Below are 16100 nucleotides of genomic sequence, written 5' to 3'. Positions count from 1 at the left end.
AGCTTGCTCGCGATGGCGGTGGGTCAGGCAACCTGGATGCTGACTGTACTGGCCCCATCGCGAGCAAGCTCGCTCCCACAGGGCTTGGCGATTATCATGGTCAGCATTCCAACCCAGCTTTCATGAGACTACGCATGACTTTCGATTTTGATCAGGTGTTCGACCGCCATAACACCGGCAGTACCAAATGGAGCCGTTACCCGGCCGATGTGTTGCCGATGTGGGTCGCCGACATGGATTTCGCCGCGCCGCCGGTGATCATCCAGGCCCTGCAAAAACGACTGGAGCACCCGATGGTCGGTTACAGCGTGGCCCAGGATGACCTGCGCGAGGCGATCGTCGCCGACCTCTGGAACAAGTACGCCTGGCGCGTTGAGCCCCAGGAGCTGATTTTCCTGCCGGGCGTCGAGTCCGGTTTCAACATGGCGCTGAAGGCACTGGTGCAGGCGCCACAGAACGTCGTTGTCCAGGTGCCGAACTACCCGCCGCTGCGCCATGCGCCCGGGCATTGGGGCCTGAACAAGGTCGAGCTGAATTTCGATGCGCAAGCCGATGGCACCTACACAACGCCGATGGATACCCTGAGCCAGTCGTTGCAAGGTGGCGGCGCCTTGCTGCTGAGCAACCCGCATAACCCGCTGGGCAAGGCCTTTCCCCGCGCAGAACTGCAAGCCATTGCCGACATTTGCCTTGAGCATGATGCCTGGATCATTTCCGACGAGATCCACGCCGAGTTGTGCTTCGACGGTCGCCAGCACATTCCGATGGCGACCCTGAGCCCGCAAGTCGCCCAGCGCACCATCACACTGATGTCGGCGAGCAAGGCCTACAACATCGCCGGCCTGAAAACCTCGTTCATGATCATCCAGGACCGCCACCTGCGCGAGAAGGTCAACCACGCCCGTTGTGGCATGGTCGACAGCGTCAATCCGCTGGGCATGGAAGCTACCCGCGTTGCCTACAGCGAAGCCGCGCCATGGCTGGCCGAGCTGAAGGTCTACCTGCAAGGCAACCGTGATTTCCTGGTCGAGGCCGTGCGCACCCGCCTGCCGGGTATCACCATGAACCTGCCGCAAAGCACCTACCTGGCGTGGCTCGATTGCACGGCGCTGGGGCTGGACAACCCGCAGCAGTTCTTCCTGGAACAGGCCAGGGTCGGCTTGAGCGCCGGCCTGGACTTCGGTGATGACTGCAAACAGTTCGTACGCCTGAACTTCGGCTGCCCACGCTCGCTGCTGGAAGAAGGCATTGCGCGGATGGAGCGCAGTTTGCGCAATCTCAAGGCCTGATACCTCCTCAACAGCGAAGATCCCCTGAAGAGCAAGCTTGCTCGCGATGGCGCAGGGTCAGCCAGCATCAATGTCGACTGTGCCGACCCCATCGCGAGCAAGCCCGTTCCTACAAGTACTGAGCATTCTGGTCCACGGCATCGGCACCCAGCCGATGCCGGCCCGCTACGAACAGAGCAACCACCGCGTCACTTCATCGCCAAGGCAATGACTTCCACCAGGTTGAGCTGGGTAAAAGGTTTCGACAAGCGTGGCAGATTGGCGGCAAAGCCCTCCAGCCGTTCGGCATAACCGGTAGCGAGGATGATCGGCACGCCAGGTCGAATGTTCCGGATGGCATTGGCCAGTTGCGCGCCACTCATCTGTGGCATGGCCATGTCGGTGATGACCAGATCGATCTCCGGTTCATTGCTGAACAACTCCAGCGCCCTGGCACCGGAAACCGCACTGATGACCCGGTGTCCGAGGTCCTCGAGCAGCAGGCTGGTGCTGGTCAACACCAGGCTGTCGTCGTCCACCAGTACGCACAGGCGAGGCACTGTCACGGCCAGCGCTTGGGCGACCGGTTGGATGGCCGCACCACTGGTGGCGACCGGCAACCAGAGTTCGGCGGTCGTGCCCTGCTCCTTCTGGCTTTTGAGAATGAACCGTCCGCCCAGTTGTTCAATAAAACCGTGAACCATCGACAACCCCAGGCCCGTGCCTTTACCGACGCCCTTGGTGGTAAAGAACGGGTCCATCGCCGAGGCCAACGTGGTCCCATCCATGCCCTCGCCGGTATCGGCAATGTTCAGGCAAACATAGCGCCCCGCGGCCAGGGATGAGGCGCTGCTGTCGGTGACTTCATCGACTCTGGCACTGAAGATGATTGTCCCGCCATGGGGCATGGCGTCACGGGCGTTGGTTGCCAGGTTCAGTATGGCCAGCTCCAGCTGATTGATGTCCGCCATCACCGGCTCAAGATCCTCGGGAAAGCGCGTTTCAATTTTCACCGAAGGCCCGAGGGAGCTACGCAGTAGCCCGGAAATACCTTCTACCAATGCCGGTATCCGCACCGGTTCGGACTTGAGCTCCTGACGTCGGGCAAATGCCAACATGCGCTGGGTCAGGGAAACACCGCGCAAGGCACCCTGGGTGGCGTTGTCGATCAAGCGGGTTATCTTTGGATCGTCCGTCACTCGTTTGCGCACGATTTCCAGATTGCCGAGGATGACCGTCAGCAGGTTGTTGAAGTCGTGAGCGATCCCGCCGCTGAGCTGGCCGATGGCCTGCATTTTCTGCGCCTGGAACAAGGCCTCTCGGGTTTGCTCCAGCGACTGCTGCGCTTGCGTGACTTCAGTAATATCGCGGGTAATCTTGGCAAAACCGAGCAAGGCGCCGGTTTCGCCCCGGATCGGATCGACAATGACATGGGCGAGGAACCGCGTACCGTCCTTGCGCATCCTCCAGCCTTTGTTTTCAAAGCGACCTTCACGAACGGCGATGTCCAGCGTCCGTTGTGGCTCGCAGGCTTCGCGATCCTCCGGGGTATAGAAGATCGAAAAATGCTGGCCAATGACTTCTTCCGGCAAGTAACCCTTGATGCGCTGGGCACCAGGGTTCCAGTTGCTCACGCGTCCATCCGGGGTGAGCATATAGATCGCGTAGTCGGTAACGCTCTGTACCAGCAGCCGGAACTGCTGTTCGCTTTGCTTGAGGATTTCCTCGGCCATTTTGCGATCGGTCAGGTCCCGGGTGATCTTGGCGAAACCAAGCAATGTGCCCGACGGGTCGAGAATCGGATCGATGACCACATGGGACCAGAAATGTGTGCCGTCCTTGCGCACCCGCCAGCCTTCCCCCTCGAAACGCCCATCACGAATCGCCGTGTCCAGTGCTCGCTGGGGCAAGCCGGCACGGCGATCTTCTTCGGTGTAAAAACGTGAGAAATGCTGGCCGAGGATCTCGGCCTCCTCATACCCCTTGAAGCGCCTGGCGCCGGCATTCCAACTGATAATGATGCCGTCGGGATCAATCATGTAGATCGCGTAGTCAATCACTGCATCGATCAATAACCGAAAACGACCATCTTCGATGGCACTGACCTTGGTTCGATCTTCGCTCATTGATCCCACCGCCTTTTTGTTTCTCAGAAGTATGCGTCATGCCGGGAATTTGGAAAGCCGGAAAAGCCGCGTGCCCAGGATCAGGCCAACCTGTTCGTCGCCAGGTGATATCGGTATACATACTTGATGATGTGGCTATACAACTCATTGAAGACGAAGTCAGGGATCTGGTCGGTGAACGGGCCGGTTCTGGCCAGTGTCCGATGACACTCCTTGATCATCTCATCGCGCTCCGCCAGGGTGTAGATGAGCCTGTTGACGATGGCGCCATAGGCGCTGAACGTGTCCGGGGTTGTTGAACTGGTGGCCACCAATGCCCCATCGAACGCCTGACTGAAGGTACTTTGTGCGCGCAAGGTACGCTCTTTCAGATAACCGAATCCGCGTTCATACAAGCTGACTTGCGAGCCTGCGACGGTTTTCGCTGCCGACTCGAACGCCAGGAGAGTCTATGTTTTTTAAAATATAAACTCCTGCTCGTGAGGAAGAAAAAACGTCGGAGCCATGGCCCACCAACGCGGCAGCAACTGCCTGACCTTGCTCTCGCCAAAACGGTCGTCGATCAACATCACCACCCCTCGATCCTGTTGCGTACGGATCACCCGCCCAGCGGCCTGCACCACTTTCTGTACGCCGGGAAACAGATACGTGTAGTCGTAACCGGCGCCAAAAATGGCGGCCATGCGCCGCTTCAGTTGCTCGTTCACCGGATTGAACTGCGCCAGCCCCAGGGTGGCAATAAATGCGCCGATCAACCGGGCACCGGGCAAATCGATGCCTTCACCGAAGGCCCCGCCCAGCACGGCAAATCCGACACCCTGGCCGTCGGCGTGGAATTGATCGAGAAACTGCTGGCGTTGCGCTTCGCCCATGCCTCGGGATTGCGACCACAGTTTGATCCGCGGGTGCCGCTCGGCCAGCAACTGCGCCACCTGCTGCAAATAATCGAAGCTGCTGAAAAACGCCAGGTAATTGCCGGGGCGTGCGCAGAACTGTCTGGCGATCAAGTCCACGATCGGTTCGAGGGAGGACTGGCGATGCACGAACCGGGTGGATATCTGGTTGACGATGTGCACTTGCAGTTGATCGGCATGAAACGGCGACTCGACGTCGATGCACACTGTGTCCGCCGGTGTCCCCAGTAAATCGGCGTAATAGTGCCGGGGGCTGAGGGTCGCCGAAAACAGTACCGTGCTGCGCGCGGCGGTCAGGCGCGGGCGGATGAACCCGGCGGGGACCACATTGCGCAGGCACAACTGCGAGAGGTTGCGCTTGCGCTCGAGGTCGCGCTTGCTGATGTCGAACAGGAACTGCTCATCGAACAGTTCGGCCACCCGGCAAAAATGCAGCATGTCGAAGTAAAACCCCTGCAGTGCGCTGTCCAGCCCTTGAGGGTGATCGTTCAGGTAGTCACCGATGCTGGCGCTGCACGATGACAGTGCCTGAAGGAGCTTTTCCGGCGTCTTGTCATAGGCCTGATAGGCGCCGGTTTGCGTGTCATGCAGGGCATTCCACTCGCGGTTGACCCGCTGCATGGGCTTTTTCAGCACTTCGGGGGCGGTTTTGCGCACGCCGTTGAAGGTCGCCTGATCGAGGCTGGCGCTGTACATCTGCCGGCCTCGCTCCACCAGGTTGTGGGCTTCGTCGACCAGCACCGCGACTTTCCAGTGGTTGGCCTGGGCCAGACCGAACAACAAGGCGCTGAAATCGAAGTAATAGTTGTAGTCGGCAACCACCACGTCGGCCCAGCGCGCCATTTCCTGGCTCAGGTAATACGGACAGACATCGTGGACCAGGGCGACCTCGCGCAAGGCGCTCTGATTCAACAGGCTCCGTTGACTGGCCGCCTGCCGTGCAGCGGGCAGGCGATCGTAGAAACCCCGGGCCAGTGGACAGGACTCGCCGTGGCAGGCTTTGTCCGGATGTTCGCAGGCCTTGTCCCGGGCGATCATCTCCAGCACCCGCAACGGCGGCGCATCGGCGCTGGCAAGAATCACTTGCGCGGCGTCCAGGGCCAGTTTGCGTCCCGGGGTTTTCGCCGTCAGGAAGAACACTTTGTCCAATTGCTGCGGCGCCAGGGCCTTGAGCATGGGGAACAAGGTGCCCAGGGTCTTGCCGATTCCCGTGGGCGCCTGGGCCATCAGGCAGCGCCCCGTGCTCACAGCCTTGAACACCGACTCGGCCAGATGGCGCTGCCCAGGTCGAAAGTCGGCGTGGGGAAAGACCAGACGCTGCGCCGCCTGATTGCGCCCTTCTCGATGGGCGACTTCCTGTTCGGCCCATTGCAGGAACCGCGCGCATTGCCGTTCGAAGAATTGTTGCAACTCGGTGGCGTCGAAAGGCTCGACCAGGCAGGTCTCCTTTTCGCTGACGATGTCGAAATACACCAGTGCGAGATTGATCTTTGCCAGGTCCAGTTTCCGGCACATCAACCAGCCGTATATTTTCGCCTGGGCCCAATGCAACTGACGGTGGTTGGCCGGTTGCTTGCTCAAGTCGCCGCGGTAGGTCTTGACCTCTTCCAGGCAGTTTTGCCCGGAGTCGTAGCCGTCCGCCCTGCCCTTGACAGTCAAGGTTCGATACTGGCCTTCAAGGACGACTTCGCTTTGGTAGCCCTCGCTGCGCCGCGAGGCCACCGTACGGTGCCCGACAATGCCCTCCAGCGCGGTAGGCGACGGCGTGAAGCGCAGATCGAGGTCGCCGATCTTGGCGGTGAACTCACACAGTGCCCGCACCGCAATGCTGTAGCTCAAGTGTCCTGCTCCGCCCATTGCACGTAGCAAACGGCGATCGGCATCCGGTGTTCGTGGCAGAACTCCAGCCAACGCAACTGGTTGTCCTGCAGGCGATCGCCCGGGCCTTTGACTTCGATCATGCGGTAGGTCTTTTGCTGCGGCCAGAACTGGATCAGGTCCGGCATGCCGGCGCGATTGGCCTTGATGTCCAGCAAGAGGCGGTTGAACCAGTGTTTGAGGTGCTCGGCCGGAAGACAGTCCAGGGCTTGCTCCAGCAACTCTTCGCTGAGCACGCTCCAGAACACGAACGGTGACTGAACGCCCCACTTGGCGGCATAACGCTCGCGGATGGTCTGCCGGTAGCGCCCGTCGTCGAGTTCGGCCATGCAAGCCTGGAACAGGTCGGCCCGGCGGCCATGGAAGTCTTCGCTGAGCAAATCCACTGGCCCGCGCTGGAACGGGTGAAAAAACGCCCCCGGCAACGGCGCGAAAATCGCTGGCCAACACAGCAGGCCAAACAGTGAATTGACCAGGCTGTTTTCGACGTAGTGCACCGGTGCCGAATCCTCCGCAAGATGCGCCTGAACGTAGAACTCCACCGACAACGCCGGGTCTGTCCTGGGCAATTGCAGGTCCAGGCGCTGCATTTCCCGTGGCGCTGCCCGCTTGATCGGCGGCCCGCCGAGCTTGCGCCGCAGGCGTGGTAGCACACGGAGCAACTGCTGGTGTTCGGCGGCACTTTCCGGAGCCTGTTCGGCCTGTGCGGCCAGATCCATCGCCAACTCGAACTGACCGCTGCGTTCCAGCACGCGAATCAGCCGCGAACGCGCGCCGGGGTAAGCGCATTCGCGGTAGAGGTTCAGGGCCATGGAGAAATCCGCGATGCGTTCGCAGTACTGGGCCATCTGGAACAGCAGCTTGCCGCGCCGGCGTTGCAACCACGGATTATCCAGCGCCAGTCCCCTGATTCGCTCGGCCACCGCTTCCAGCGCTTCACCGGCCTCGAATTGTTGCTGGTACGCGTGCAGCAGGACACAGGCATCCACGTCTTCACGGCTGCGCAAGCCACGGGACTCGGCGCAGAACTCGACTTTTTCGTAGGTGTAGATACCCAGGTCGGCCAACACGAACTCCGACCAGTCCTGGTACAGGTTGCCGAAGAACATCAGACGCAGGCGATCGCACAATTGCATGATGGTCAGGCTGAACAGGCGCTCGTCCAGGGTCGGACACCAGTCGTTGAAGCTTTGCACCTGAGGAAATTGCTCGCACAGCGCCGGCAGCCAATCGGCTTTCTTGCCTTTGGGTTGATCGATGACAGCGACAAAGGCCTGGAGGATCTCTGCCTTGAGCAGCACCTCGAACAGCTCGTCGATGGTGATTGGCATTTGCCCGTCGACCCAACCCAGTTCGAGCAACGGGCCGGCGGCTGTGCCGATATCGCCGATTTCGTCGTAATGCAGCTTGCTCGCCCTGAAATGAACGCCTTTGCGCATGACCATTCTGACCAGCAGCGCCTGCGATTCACGGGGCAACCGCTTGAATTCATGAATGAAACGCTGCTCGTCGACGCTCAGCACATCGGCAAAGCGCTGCTCAAGCCAATCAAGCACTTGCATGAAGTTGTTCAGGTAATAGAACGGGTCGTCGAGGGGATTTGCAGTCACAGGGAAATGGGCCATGGCGAGCGAGTACTGGTTATGCGTACAGATACCAGTTCCGCCCTGCCCGGTGCAATCGGAAAAGGATAAATGGCGCTGTACGGAATATTTCCCGGGCAGTAGAACTTTCTGCCCCCCAGCCGCACAAACCGCCATAGAGGTGCAGTGACAGCTATCGAACTGATGGCGCTGCTTCAGAACGTATGGAGGTGATTATGGATATCAAGACTTTGCGCTTGCCCCTGGCAATAGCGGCCCTGTTGACGCTTGCCGGTTGCTCGACGCCAACGGTGGTGACGCTGCAGAACGGCACTCAGTACCTGACCGAAGACATACCGAAAACCAAAACCAGCGACGGCTTCTTCGAGTTTGAGGACATTTCGGGTGCGAAGGTGAAAGTCAGGGCCGATGACGTGGCGACGATTCGTGAGGAAGACTAACGTTTCTCCTGGCACGATGTGGCAGGTTTCGAGCACTGCTTTACACTCGATAGACCCCGTGCGACCGAATGACTGTGCAACGCTTCGACACGATGCGTTGCAATACGGGCATCACGTAAAGATTCAGGTGACGCCGAAATGAAAATGGTCACGCCACTTCTGGCCTCTCTGCTCGCCGTCAGCGTGTGCATGACTGCGAGCGTGTGTGACGCCGCCACGAAGGCAAAGGCAAAACCAAAGCCCTTGCCAACTTATAGAACCAGTTTCGATTGCGCCTCGCCCCAGGCATCCGCCGAAAAGCTCATCTGTCATGACGCCCAACTGGCGCAGATGGACCTCGAACTCAATCGCCTTTATCTGCTGGCGCTCACGGATGAACATTCCGTGCCGCGCCCGGACAAAGTCGAGGTTGATCAACAGTTCTGGATCGACGCACGCAACCAGTGTGACAGCGGCCCGCAAGCCAAGCCCTGCGTCATTCGCAGTTATGCCGAGCGTGCGCATCAATTGCGCCAGGGCTCGGCCATTGCCAGAACCAAGGACCCGAGCAGACGCACCGAAGGCCCCGTCGCCTTCCATTGCGCAGGGATCAGCCCGCTGGTTGCCGCCACGTTCTTTACGGTCGAACCGGGGGTTGTGTTCCTGAAGTGGGCGAACACCTCCATCACCCTGAACCAGGTGCCGAGTAATTACGGAACCCAGTTCACGGGCAAGGATTACAAAGGCAACTACAGCTTCTGGCAAATCGGCAATGACGTGTTTTTGCAGATACCCGGCTCAGGAAAGATGAGTTGCGCAGCCGAGCCGGTCGGCTGATGACCCTGGCATCGGGACGTCCTGTCCCGATGGCCGCTCACCGCTTCAGCTGCCGGTGCGAATCTTGTTCCAGACCCGGGTACGTACCCGGTCGATGTTCAGAGGCATGGCTTCCAGGGCAAACAGCTTGCCCATCATTTCCGGGCTGGGGTAAACCTTGGTGTCATTCTTGATGGCCGGGTCGATCAGGCCGTCGGCCTGTTCATTGCCATTGGCGTAATGCACGTAGTTGCTGACGCTGGCCATGACGTCCGGGCGCAGCAGGTAGTTCATGAAGTCGTAGCCGGCCTTTTCATCCGGGGCATCGGCCGGCATCGCGACCATGTCGAACCAGATCGCGGCGCCTTCCTTGGGAATCGAATAGCCGATGTCGATGCCGTTGTTGGCTTCTCTGGCGCGGTTTTCCGCTTGCAGGATGTCGCCGGAGAAACCGACCGCGACGCAGATATCGCCGTTGGCCAGGTCACTGGTGTACTTGGACGAGTGGAAATAGCTGACATACGGCCGCACTTTCAACAGCAGGGCTTCGGCCTTTTTGTAGTCTTCCGGGTTCTTGCTGTGAGGCGGCAAACCGAGGTAGTTCAACGCGGCTGGCAGCAGTTCGGGGCCGTTGTCGAGGATGGCCACGCCGCATTTCTGCAACTTCTGCATGTTCTCGGGCTTGAAGATCAGGTCCCAGGAATCCACCGGGGCGTTGTCGCCCAGCACCGCTTTGACCTTGGCAATGTTGTAGCCGATGCCGGTGCTGCCCCACAGGTACGGGAAGCCGTGCTCGTTGCCCGGGTCGTTGGTCTGCAATGCCTTGAGCAGTACCGGGTTGAGATTTTTCCAGTTTGGTAGCTGACTCTTGTCGAGCTTCTTCAGTGCGCCGCCTTCAATCTGCCGGGCCATGAAGTGGTTGGACGGGAACACGACGTCGTAACCGGATTTACCGGTCATCAGCTTGCCATCGAGGGTTTCATTGCTGTCGTAGACGTCGTAGGTGAAGGCGATGCCGGTTTCTTTCTGGAAGTTTTTCGTGGTGTCCGGCGCGATATAGTCCGACCAGTTGTAGATTTTGACGGTTTCGGCCGCCTGACTGATTGATGCGACCAGCATCAGCGGGGCCAGAGTCAGTGTCTTTCGGATCATGAGTCGATTCCTGTAGAGGTTGTTTTTGTTGGCAGGCAATCAAAGGATCAAAAATCAAAACTCAAAAAATCAAAACGTAGGTCTTGCGTACGGTTTCCTGGATGTCCCAGATGCCGAGGCTGTTGGCCGGCAACATCAGTGCGTCGCCGGCTTCTATGAGCAGGGGTTCACCGCCGTCCGGGGTGAAGGTGCAGCGGCCCTGAATGAAGTGACAGAATTCCTGGGCGACGATCTGCCGCCGCCAGCGCCCGGGTGTGCATTCCCAGACGCCGGTCTCGACGCCGTCGTCGCGTTCGACGCTGGTGGTCGAAGCCACGGCCACGGGTGTACCCAGGGGCACGGCGACCGGATTGGACTCTTCCAGTTTCAGCGTTGCGGTGTTCTTGAATTGCGTGATGCTCATGGGAATACCTGTCGATGTAGCCTGTAGATGAAGAGCGCGCCGTTTAGTGCATGAAACCTTCCATGAAGCCCGCGACCCCGCTGGCCAGCTTGCGGCGCCAGGGCGCGGTCGCCGGGTTGGCCAGGGTCTGGTCCTCATGGACAAAGCTGCGGATGATCGCGTTGTAGCCGAGCCAGCGGATGGGTTCCGGCTCCCAGGCCCTGAGCGCGTCGAGACCACGCTCGGGGATGACCCACGGCTGGCGTACCAGGTCGGAGTCGCGCCCCAGGATCAGGTCGGCCAGCGTCCGCCCCCCCAGGTTGCTGGCGCCAACGCCCTCCCCGCCATAGCCGCCAGACAAGGCAATACCGTTGGCCCGGTCGCAGAGCATGTGCGGCTTGAAGTGCCGGGACATGCCCAGGTTGCCGCCCCAGGAATGGGTGATCTGCACGTTTTTCAACTGCGGGAACAACTCGCCAAACAGATAGCGCCGCAGCTGTTTTTCGTCAGTGGTCAGGTCGAAGTTGTGGCGTAGCTTGCCCGCGAACCGGTACCCGCCACGGGCGCCAAAGATCAAGCGGTTGTCAGCGGTGCGCTGACCGTAGGTGACCTGGCGACTGGCCTCGCTGAACGCCTGGCCGCGACTCAGGCCAATTTCGTCCCAGGTGGCGGCAGACAATGGCTCGGTTGCGACAATCAGGCTCTGCACCGGCATCTGATAACGCCCCAATGGCGGCAAGGTGACGGAGTAGCCTTCTACCGCCGGCACCACCCAGCGACTGCGCACCGACGCTTGCGCCGTGCGCAGGTTGCCGGACTGCCAATGGGTGACCGGGCTGTTTTCGTAGATTTTGACCCCCAGGCGCTCAACCGCCCGGGCCAGCCCGCGTACCAGCTTGGCCGGATGGATGGTCGCCACGTGTGGCGCGTAGATACCGCCATAGGGTTTGGCGACCCTGATCTGTTGCGCCAGTTGTTCCGGGTTCAGCCAGCGATAGTGGCTGTCGTTGAGGCCCTGGCGGTGGAGATCGTCCAGATAGTGACGCAGGCTGGTCTCCTGCTCCGGATAGCGCGCAGCGCAATACAGCACCCCGCCTTTGCGGTAATCGCAGTCGATACCCTCACGTTCGAGGACAACTTCCACCTCTTCCGGAATGCTGTGCAACAAATCGTAGGAGGCGCGGCGCTCTTCCACCGGCAGATTGGCCAGCAGGCGATCTTCACCCAGCAAGTTGCCCATCAGCCAGCCGCCGTTGCGCCCCGACGCGCCGAAACCGGCGGTTTGCGCTTCGACAATCGCGATATTGAGGTCAGGTTTGTGCTGCTTGAGGTAATACGCGGTCCAGAGACCGGTGTAGCCCGCGCCGATAATCGCCACGTCGACATCCAGGTCCCGCTCCAGCGCTGGACGCGCCAACAAAGGCTCGTCGAGCTGGTCCATCCACAAACTGATAGTGCGCCACGCCGGCATGCAAGACTCCGCCACTCAGACTTCGATGGCGTCGATCCTAGTGCGTGGGCTCAGGCGCTGTCTTGCGCGCGTGCACGCAAAGAAATTTGTTTGACGTAGGCCTTGGGTGACTGGCCGGTGTGCTGGCGGAAACAGCTGTAGAACGCCGACAGCGAATTGAATCCGGCAGCGAAGGCCAGTTCATCGATACGCAGTGGTGGTGTGGCGGCATCCAGCGCGGCGAGCAAATGCTGCAGGCGCGCCTGGTTGACGTAGCGGTAGAAGCTTTGCCCCAACACCTGGTTCAACAGATAGGAAATCTGATTACGGCTGTAGCCGCACTCCTTCGCCACCCGTTGCAGGTCGAGCTCCGGGTCAAGATAAGGCTGCTGACCCTGGAAATACTGTTGCAGGTCATCGGCCATGAAGCTCAATTGGCGTGGTGACAATCCGAGCCGGCTGACCGCCGGGCGCTGGTTGCCGGAGGTTTTGCTTGCGGGTTGTTCATGCACCAATGAAGCGTATTCGTTGACCCGCCAGATCAGCCCGTCCTTGACGGTAATCGCTTCGCTGGCGCGCAACGACACCAATCCTTCACCGCCGCGCAGTGTGATGCGGTACTGAATGAACGCCGTGTTGCCGTCCAGTCGAATGCGGTCGGAGTGCTCCAGCGCTTCACCCGGATCCCGGGGCATGCTGCTGCGCACGTATTCGCGCAATTCGGCCAGGCCCATGACCCGGTTCTGGAAAAAGTCGTTGTACTGGATCTCAGGGTGATAGAGCGCCATGACGCCATCCAGATCCCGGTGCTTCCAGCGCAAGTGATAGCGCATGACCGTCTCGCCCGTGGCCTGGGYTTGCAGCGGGCCATCATCATCGGCGTGCATTGAAAATCTCGACGGGAAAAAACCGAGCTTGCCCAACTTCCGCTTTGTCTTCAACGACTAAACAGATGATGGCTTTTGCCCGCAAATTGCGGCTAAGAGTGAGCTGAATCAAAACAACGCCGGCAATCGCCAAACGGCCTGAAAAATCCACAATATTTTCACATCCGGCTGCTACTTTTAAACACTGTCACTGGTTGAACCAATGAAGGTTCTCCCTCCTACCATGAGCTCAAGGAAGCGCTCGAAGATGAAGGCGGGCAACACATGAATATAGGGTTCAGTAAGGTCACGTTTCCAAACGCCTGCCAGCTGATGCGCTGGCATTTTCATCCCATGGGGTTCGAGGCGAGCATGGACGCGCCGGGCAGCATGATTGCCCGTCTGTTTGATCGTGCCAGTGGCGAAACCATGATCGCCATTGCCGGTATTCCGTGCGCCACCGTCATGAATGCCGCGGATGTAGAACGAATAATCGAAGCGGTGGAAGATGAACTTGAAGCCTTCATTCCACCGGAGGCCATCAAGAGTTATGCCTGAAGGCTGCCCCCCCTAAAAGCCCACTTCAAGTGGGCTTTTTGTTGAGCGCTATTCCCTGTAGGAGCGAGCTTGCTCCGGGCGGCGTTCCGACGATGGACTCAAGAGCGCCGCGTTTAGCCAGTAAATACGCGTTATCGTTAACGACCATCGCGAGCAAGCTCGCTCCTACAAAATCAGGTCGTGGTTTGGCTTGCACGATGATCGACAAAAAACGCCTTGCCCTTGCCGATCCGGTCGGAGGCCTTGGGCATGTTCGCGGCTTGGGTGTCTTGCGCGTCGACGTACCAGTAGCAATGGCTGACGGCGCGGGTAATGCCCACGTACGCCAGCCGCAGGATCTCGTCCTTCTGGGCATTGTCGTAGGGCTCACTGTCACCGGCCTTGCCCAGGCCTGCCATCCGGTAAACCTGATTCTTGTAAGGCGAACTGGTCAGGTGCTGGCAGTCGCCCAGCAAGAACACCGCATCGGCCTGGAGGCCCTTGGCACTGTGATACGTCAGTTGCTTGAGCCTGCGAGCCTCATACGGCAAGCTCGAATCAACATTAACTACTGGCTGAATATGCTCTTCTATCAATAACTTATCGCTGCTTTTTCGATACAGCATCAAGATCGAGTCGCCCTTTCGGTAATGCTCCATCAGGCGCTGGGCCATGCCCTGGTCATCACGATCGAGGACGTTAACCGGCAGCAATGCCTTGGGTTCACCGCCGGCCTTGGCTTTCTTCCCGGCAATCGCCGGTGCTGCCCGCACGATGTGCTCGGCGGCATCAATGATGTGCTGGTGGCTGCGGTAGTTGTCGCTCAACATGACCCTGGTGGTACTCGGCGACGGGAACTCCTTGTTGAACTCCATGAAGTAGGTCGGTGAACTGCCGCGCCAGCCATAGATCGACTGCCAGTCATCCCCCACGCAAAGCAGCGAGGAACGCTGGGCGCCGCGTCCGACGTGCATGGCCGGTCCGCGACTGCGGATCTCGGCCAGGCTGGCCCTGATCCAGGAGACGATTTGCGGCGAGACGTCCTGGAATTCGTCGATCATCAGGTGCGACAGCGGTCGCAGCAACTCATCGCCGAGCAGCTTGAGGTTCTCTGGCGAGTGCTCGCTGAACAGGGCGAACATCCGGTTGTAAGTCATGATCGGCGGTTTCTGATCGAGCAAATGATCTTCCAGCGCCCGCCAGTAAAGGCTCAAGGCCTCGAAGAAGAACCGGTCGGGATCGTCCTTGGCGAAACTCATCTGACCCACGGCACTCGGCACATCCAGCCCGAGGTTTTCGATGAACCCGGCAGCGGCGACAAAACAATCGAGCAACGGCGCGGAAGCAAGCTCGCCCTTGACCTTGTAATCGAAGCCCGGCCCGGCGCTGGCATCGCCGGCGAGCGAGGCCAAAACACGCTTTGATGATTCGTAACTATCCAGCCATATCAATGGCTTACGACAGAAAGCTTGAAACAGGGTGCGCTTCACTGCCCACTCTGCGCGCACCGTCAGTTTGGCGTTTGGACGTGCCACCTGCGGGTTTTCCCGAGGATCGAACCCCAGCACCACCCAGGCATCCAGGGACGGTATGTAGCCGTGACAATGGAATTTCGAACCGTTGATATCGAACGACTGGCGATTTGGCTCGATACCCTTGATGGGCCACGCACCGGCGCGAATCCACAGATCTTCTATGGCGTCGCACAATTCTTCATCGCGCTTGGCGGCCAGTTCGGTAACGCCGATGCGTTTCTGTACATCCGGGTGATCCCGCTCCAGCTCCTTGAGTTGCAAGGCATGGCGGGACAATGGCTTGATCAGCTCGCGAAAACGCTCATCGTCACGGTGCAGACGGTGATAGCAGGCATTGAGTTGTTGGCGTTGAGCGTCGTTGATCCGCAGATCGAACGGATTGCTGTCGACCTCCTCATCACCCTGTGCAGCCCGCAGGCTGAGGTTTTCGAAAGCGTGCAAACGCTCGAAACCCGGAAGGCTGCGCACCATCGGCAGGATCCGCGAGTGAAAGGTGCGTACCAGATCCCGCGCCTCCTTGAAGCTGATAACGCGCCCCCAGAGCGCAAACAGTTCGATCAGCTTATTGATGAAGTCCTTGCGCGACTCACGGGTGAAGGTCACCACCGTCATCGAACTCAGCTCGAAGCCCAGGTAATGGGTCAGCAGCAAGATACGCAGCACCAGCGTGGTCGATTTGCCTGCACCGGCACCCGCGATCACCGAGGTGGACGGCGTATCGCTGAAGATCATTTTCCACTGTGCGGCGCTGGGTTGGGCATGGGCCGGCAGCAACCGGGCGACATCAGCCTTCATGCGCTTCTTCAACTCGGCACTCAACGGCAGGCGCCAATCGTCGAACAACAGGTCATCGACATTCGGTGGCCGGTGTTCAGTGGAGCGCGAGTCGCGGATCAGCAGGACCTGTCGACCTTCCTCCAGCCCTTCGAGCTTGCCTTCCTTGTAGCCGTAATCGACCCCGGCGCTGTGACCGCTGCGAAAACCGTCGGCCTGGCCATGCAACCACGACGCACGATGTTGGGCATGCAGGCGGGTCAGGCTGTAACCGAAGAATCGGGCGAGCAGTCGCTTGATCAGCGGCATCTCGGCCAGGGGGCGAAGTTCAGGAGGAAGATCGGGGGTGTGTCGCGGCACGCGGACTGACTCCAGGGTG

Annotated in this window: 13 protein-coding genes; 4 read left to right on the top strand and 9 right to left on the bottom strand. The window is 59.6% G+C overall.

Annotation, left to right across the window (positions count from 1 at the left end):
* Positions 1 to 134 precede the first annotated feature (134 nt).
* Positions 135 to 1289, top strand: a complete 1155-nt coding sequence (locus AB4Z35_RS13630) for a MalY/PatB family protein (protein ID WP_442097582.1) — start codon at positions 135 to 137, stop codon at positions 1287 to 1289.
* Positions 1290 to 1477: 188 nt separating this feature from the next.
* On the opposite strand, the gene AB4Z35_RS13625 is transcribed toward AB4Z35_RS13630, so the two are convergent.
* From AB4Z35_RS13625 to AB4Z35_RS13610, 4 genes are all read right to left on the bottom strand, one after another.
* Positions 1478 to 3394: a PAS domain S-box protein gene (locus tag AB4Z35_RS13625; protein WP_442097581.1), complete on the bottom strand. Its 1917-nt coding sequence runs from the start codon at positions 3392 to 3394 to the stop codon at positions 1478 to 1480.
* Positions 3395 to 3474: 80 nt separating this feature from the next.
* Positions 3475 to 3750, bottom strand: a complete 276-nt coding sequence (locus tag AB4Z35_RS13620; protein ID WP_442097580.1) for a hypothetical protein — start codon at positions 3748 to 3750, stop codon at positions 3475 to 3477.
* Positions 3751 to 3852: 102 nt separating this feature from the next.
* Positions 3853 to 6147, bottom strand: coding sequence for an ATP-dependent DNA helicase (locus AB4Z35_RS13615; protein ID WP_442097579.1), 2295 nt, complete (start codon positions 6145 to 6147; stop codon positions 3853 to 3855).
* Positions 6144 to 7811: a VRR-NUC domain-containing protein gene (locus AB4Z35_RS13610; RefSeq protein ID WP_442097577.1), complete on the bottom strand. Its 1668-nt coding sequence runs from the start codon at positions 7809 to 7811 to the stop codon at positions 6144 to 6146. Before AB4Z35_RS13610 ends, AB4Z35_RS13615 begins: the two co-directional genes overlap by 4 nt.
* A gap of 194 nt (positions 7812 to 8005) precedes the next feature.
* Here AB4Z35_RS13610 and AB4Z35_RS13605 point away from each other — a divergent pair, with 194 nt between their 5' ends.
* Together AB4Z35_RS13605 and AB4Z35_RS13600 are read left to right on the top strand one after the other, a co-directional pair.
* Positions 8006 to 8230 carry a YgdI/YgdR family lipoprotein gene (locus AB4Z35_RS13605; protein ID WP_442097576.1) on the top strand — a complete coding sequence of 75 codons (225 nt, stop codon included), beginning with the start codon at positions 8006 to 8008 and terminating at the stop codon, positions 8228 to 8230.
* 138 nt (positions 8231 to 8368) lie between these two features.
* Positions 8369 to 9046, top strand: coding sequence for an MliC family protein (locus AB4Z35_RS13600; protein ID WP_442097574.1), 678 nt, complete (start codon positions 8369 to 8371; stop codon positions 9044 to 9046).
* Between the two features lie 45 nt (positions 9047 to 9091).
* Here the strand turns inward: AB4Z35_RS13600 and AB4Z35_RS13595 are convergent, their stop codons facing one another.
* The 4 genes from AB4Z35_RS13595 to AB4Z35_RS13580 form a co-directional block, all read right to left on the bottom strand.
* On the bottom strand, positions 9092 to 10177 hold the full coding sequence (locus AB4Z35_RS13595) for a polyamine ABC transporter substrate-binding protein (protein WP_108228806.1): 1086 nt from the start codon (positions 10175 to 10177) through the stop codon (positions 9092 to 9094).
* Positions 10178 to 10238: 61 nt separating this feature from the next.
* Positions 10239 to 10580 carry a cupin domain-containing protein gene (locus tag AB4Z35_RS13590; RefSeq protein WP_008002074.1) on the bottom strand — a complete coding sequence of 114 codons (342 nt, stop codon included), beginning with the start codon at positions 10578 to 10580 and terminating at the stop codon, positions 10239 to 10241.
* A 43-nt stretch (positions 10581 to 10623) separates the two neighbouring features.
* Positions 10624 to 12030 (bottom strand): NAD(P)/FAD-dependent oxidoreductase, encoded by a 1407-nt coding sequence (locus tag AB4Z35_RS13585; RefSeq protein ID WP_442097573.1) that lies wholly within the window; start codon positions 12028 to 12030, stop codon positions 10624 to 10626.
* 50 nt (positions 12031 to 12080) lie between these two features.
* Positions 12081 to 12896: a helix-turn-helix domain-containing protein gene (locus AB4Z35_RS13580; RefSeq protein WP_442097572.1), complete on the bottom strand. Its 816-nt coding sequence runs from the start codon at positions 12894 to 12896 to the stop codon at positions 12081 to 12083.
* Positions 12897 to 13160: 264 nt separating this feature from the next.
* On the opposite strand from AB4Z35_RS13580, the gene AB4Z35_RS13575 reads away from it, so the two are divergent.
* Entirely contained in the window at positions 13161 to 13433 is a 273-nt protein-coding gene (locus tag AB4Z35_RS13575; protein ID WP_442097571.1) for a DUF1652 domain-containing protein, read from the top strand.
* A gap of 173 nt (positions 13434 to 13606) precedes the next feature.
* Here the strand turns inward: AB4Z35_RS13575 and AB4Z35_RS13570 are convergent, their stop codons facing one another.
* A complete protein-coding gene (locus AB4Z35_RS13570; protein WP_442097570.1) occupies positions 13607 to 16081 on the bottom strand; it encodes a UvrD-helicase domain-containing protein in 2475 nt (824 codons plus the stop codon).
* Between the last annotated feature and the right edge of the window lie 19 nt (positions 16082 to 16100).

Origin of the sequence: Pseudomonas sp. KB_15 (assembly GCF_052114525.1) — a bacterium.
GTDB lineage: Bacteria > Pseudomonadota > Gammaproteobacteria > Pseudomonadales > Pseudomonadaceae > Aquipseudomonas.
The sequence above is the reverse complement of the archived record's forward strand: the minus strand, read 5'-3'. Positions and strand labels throughout refer to the sequence as shown.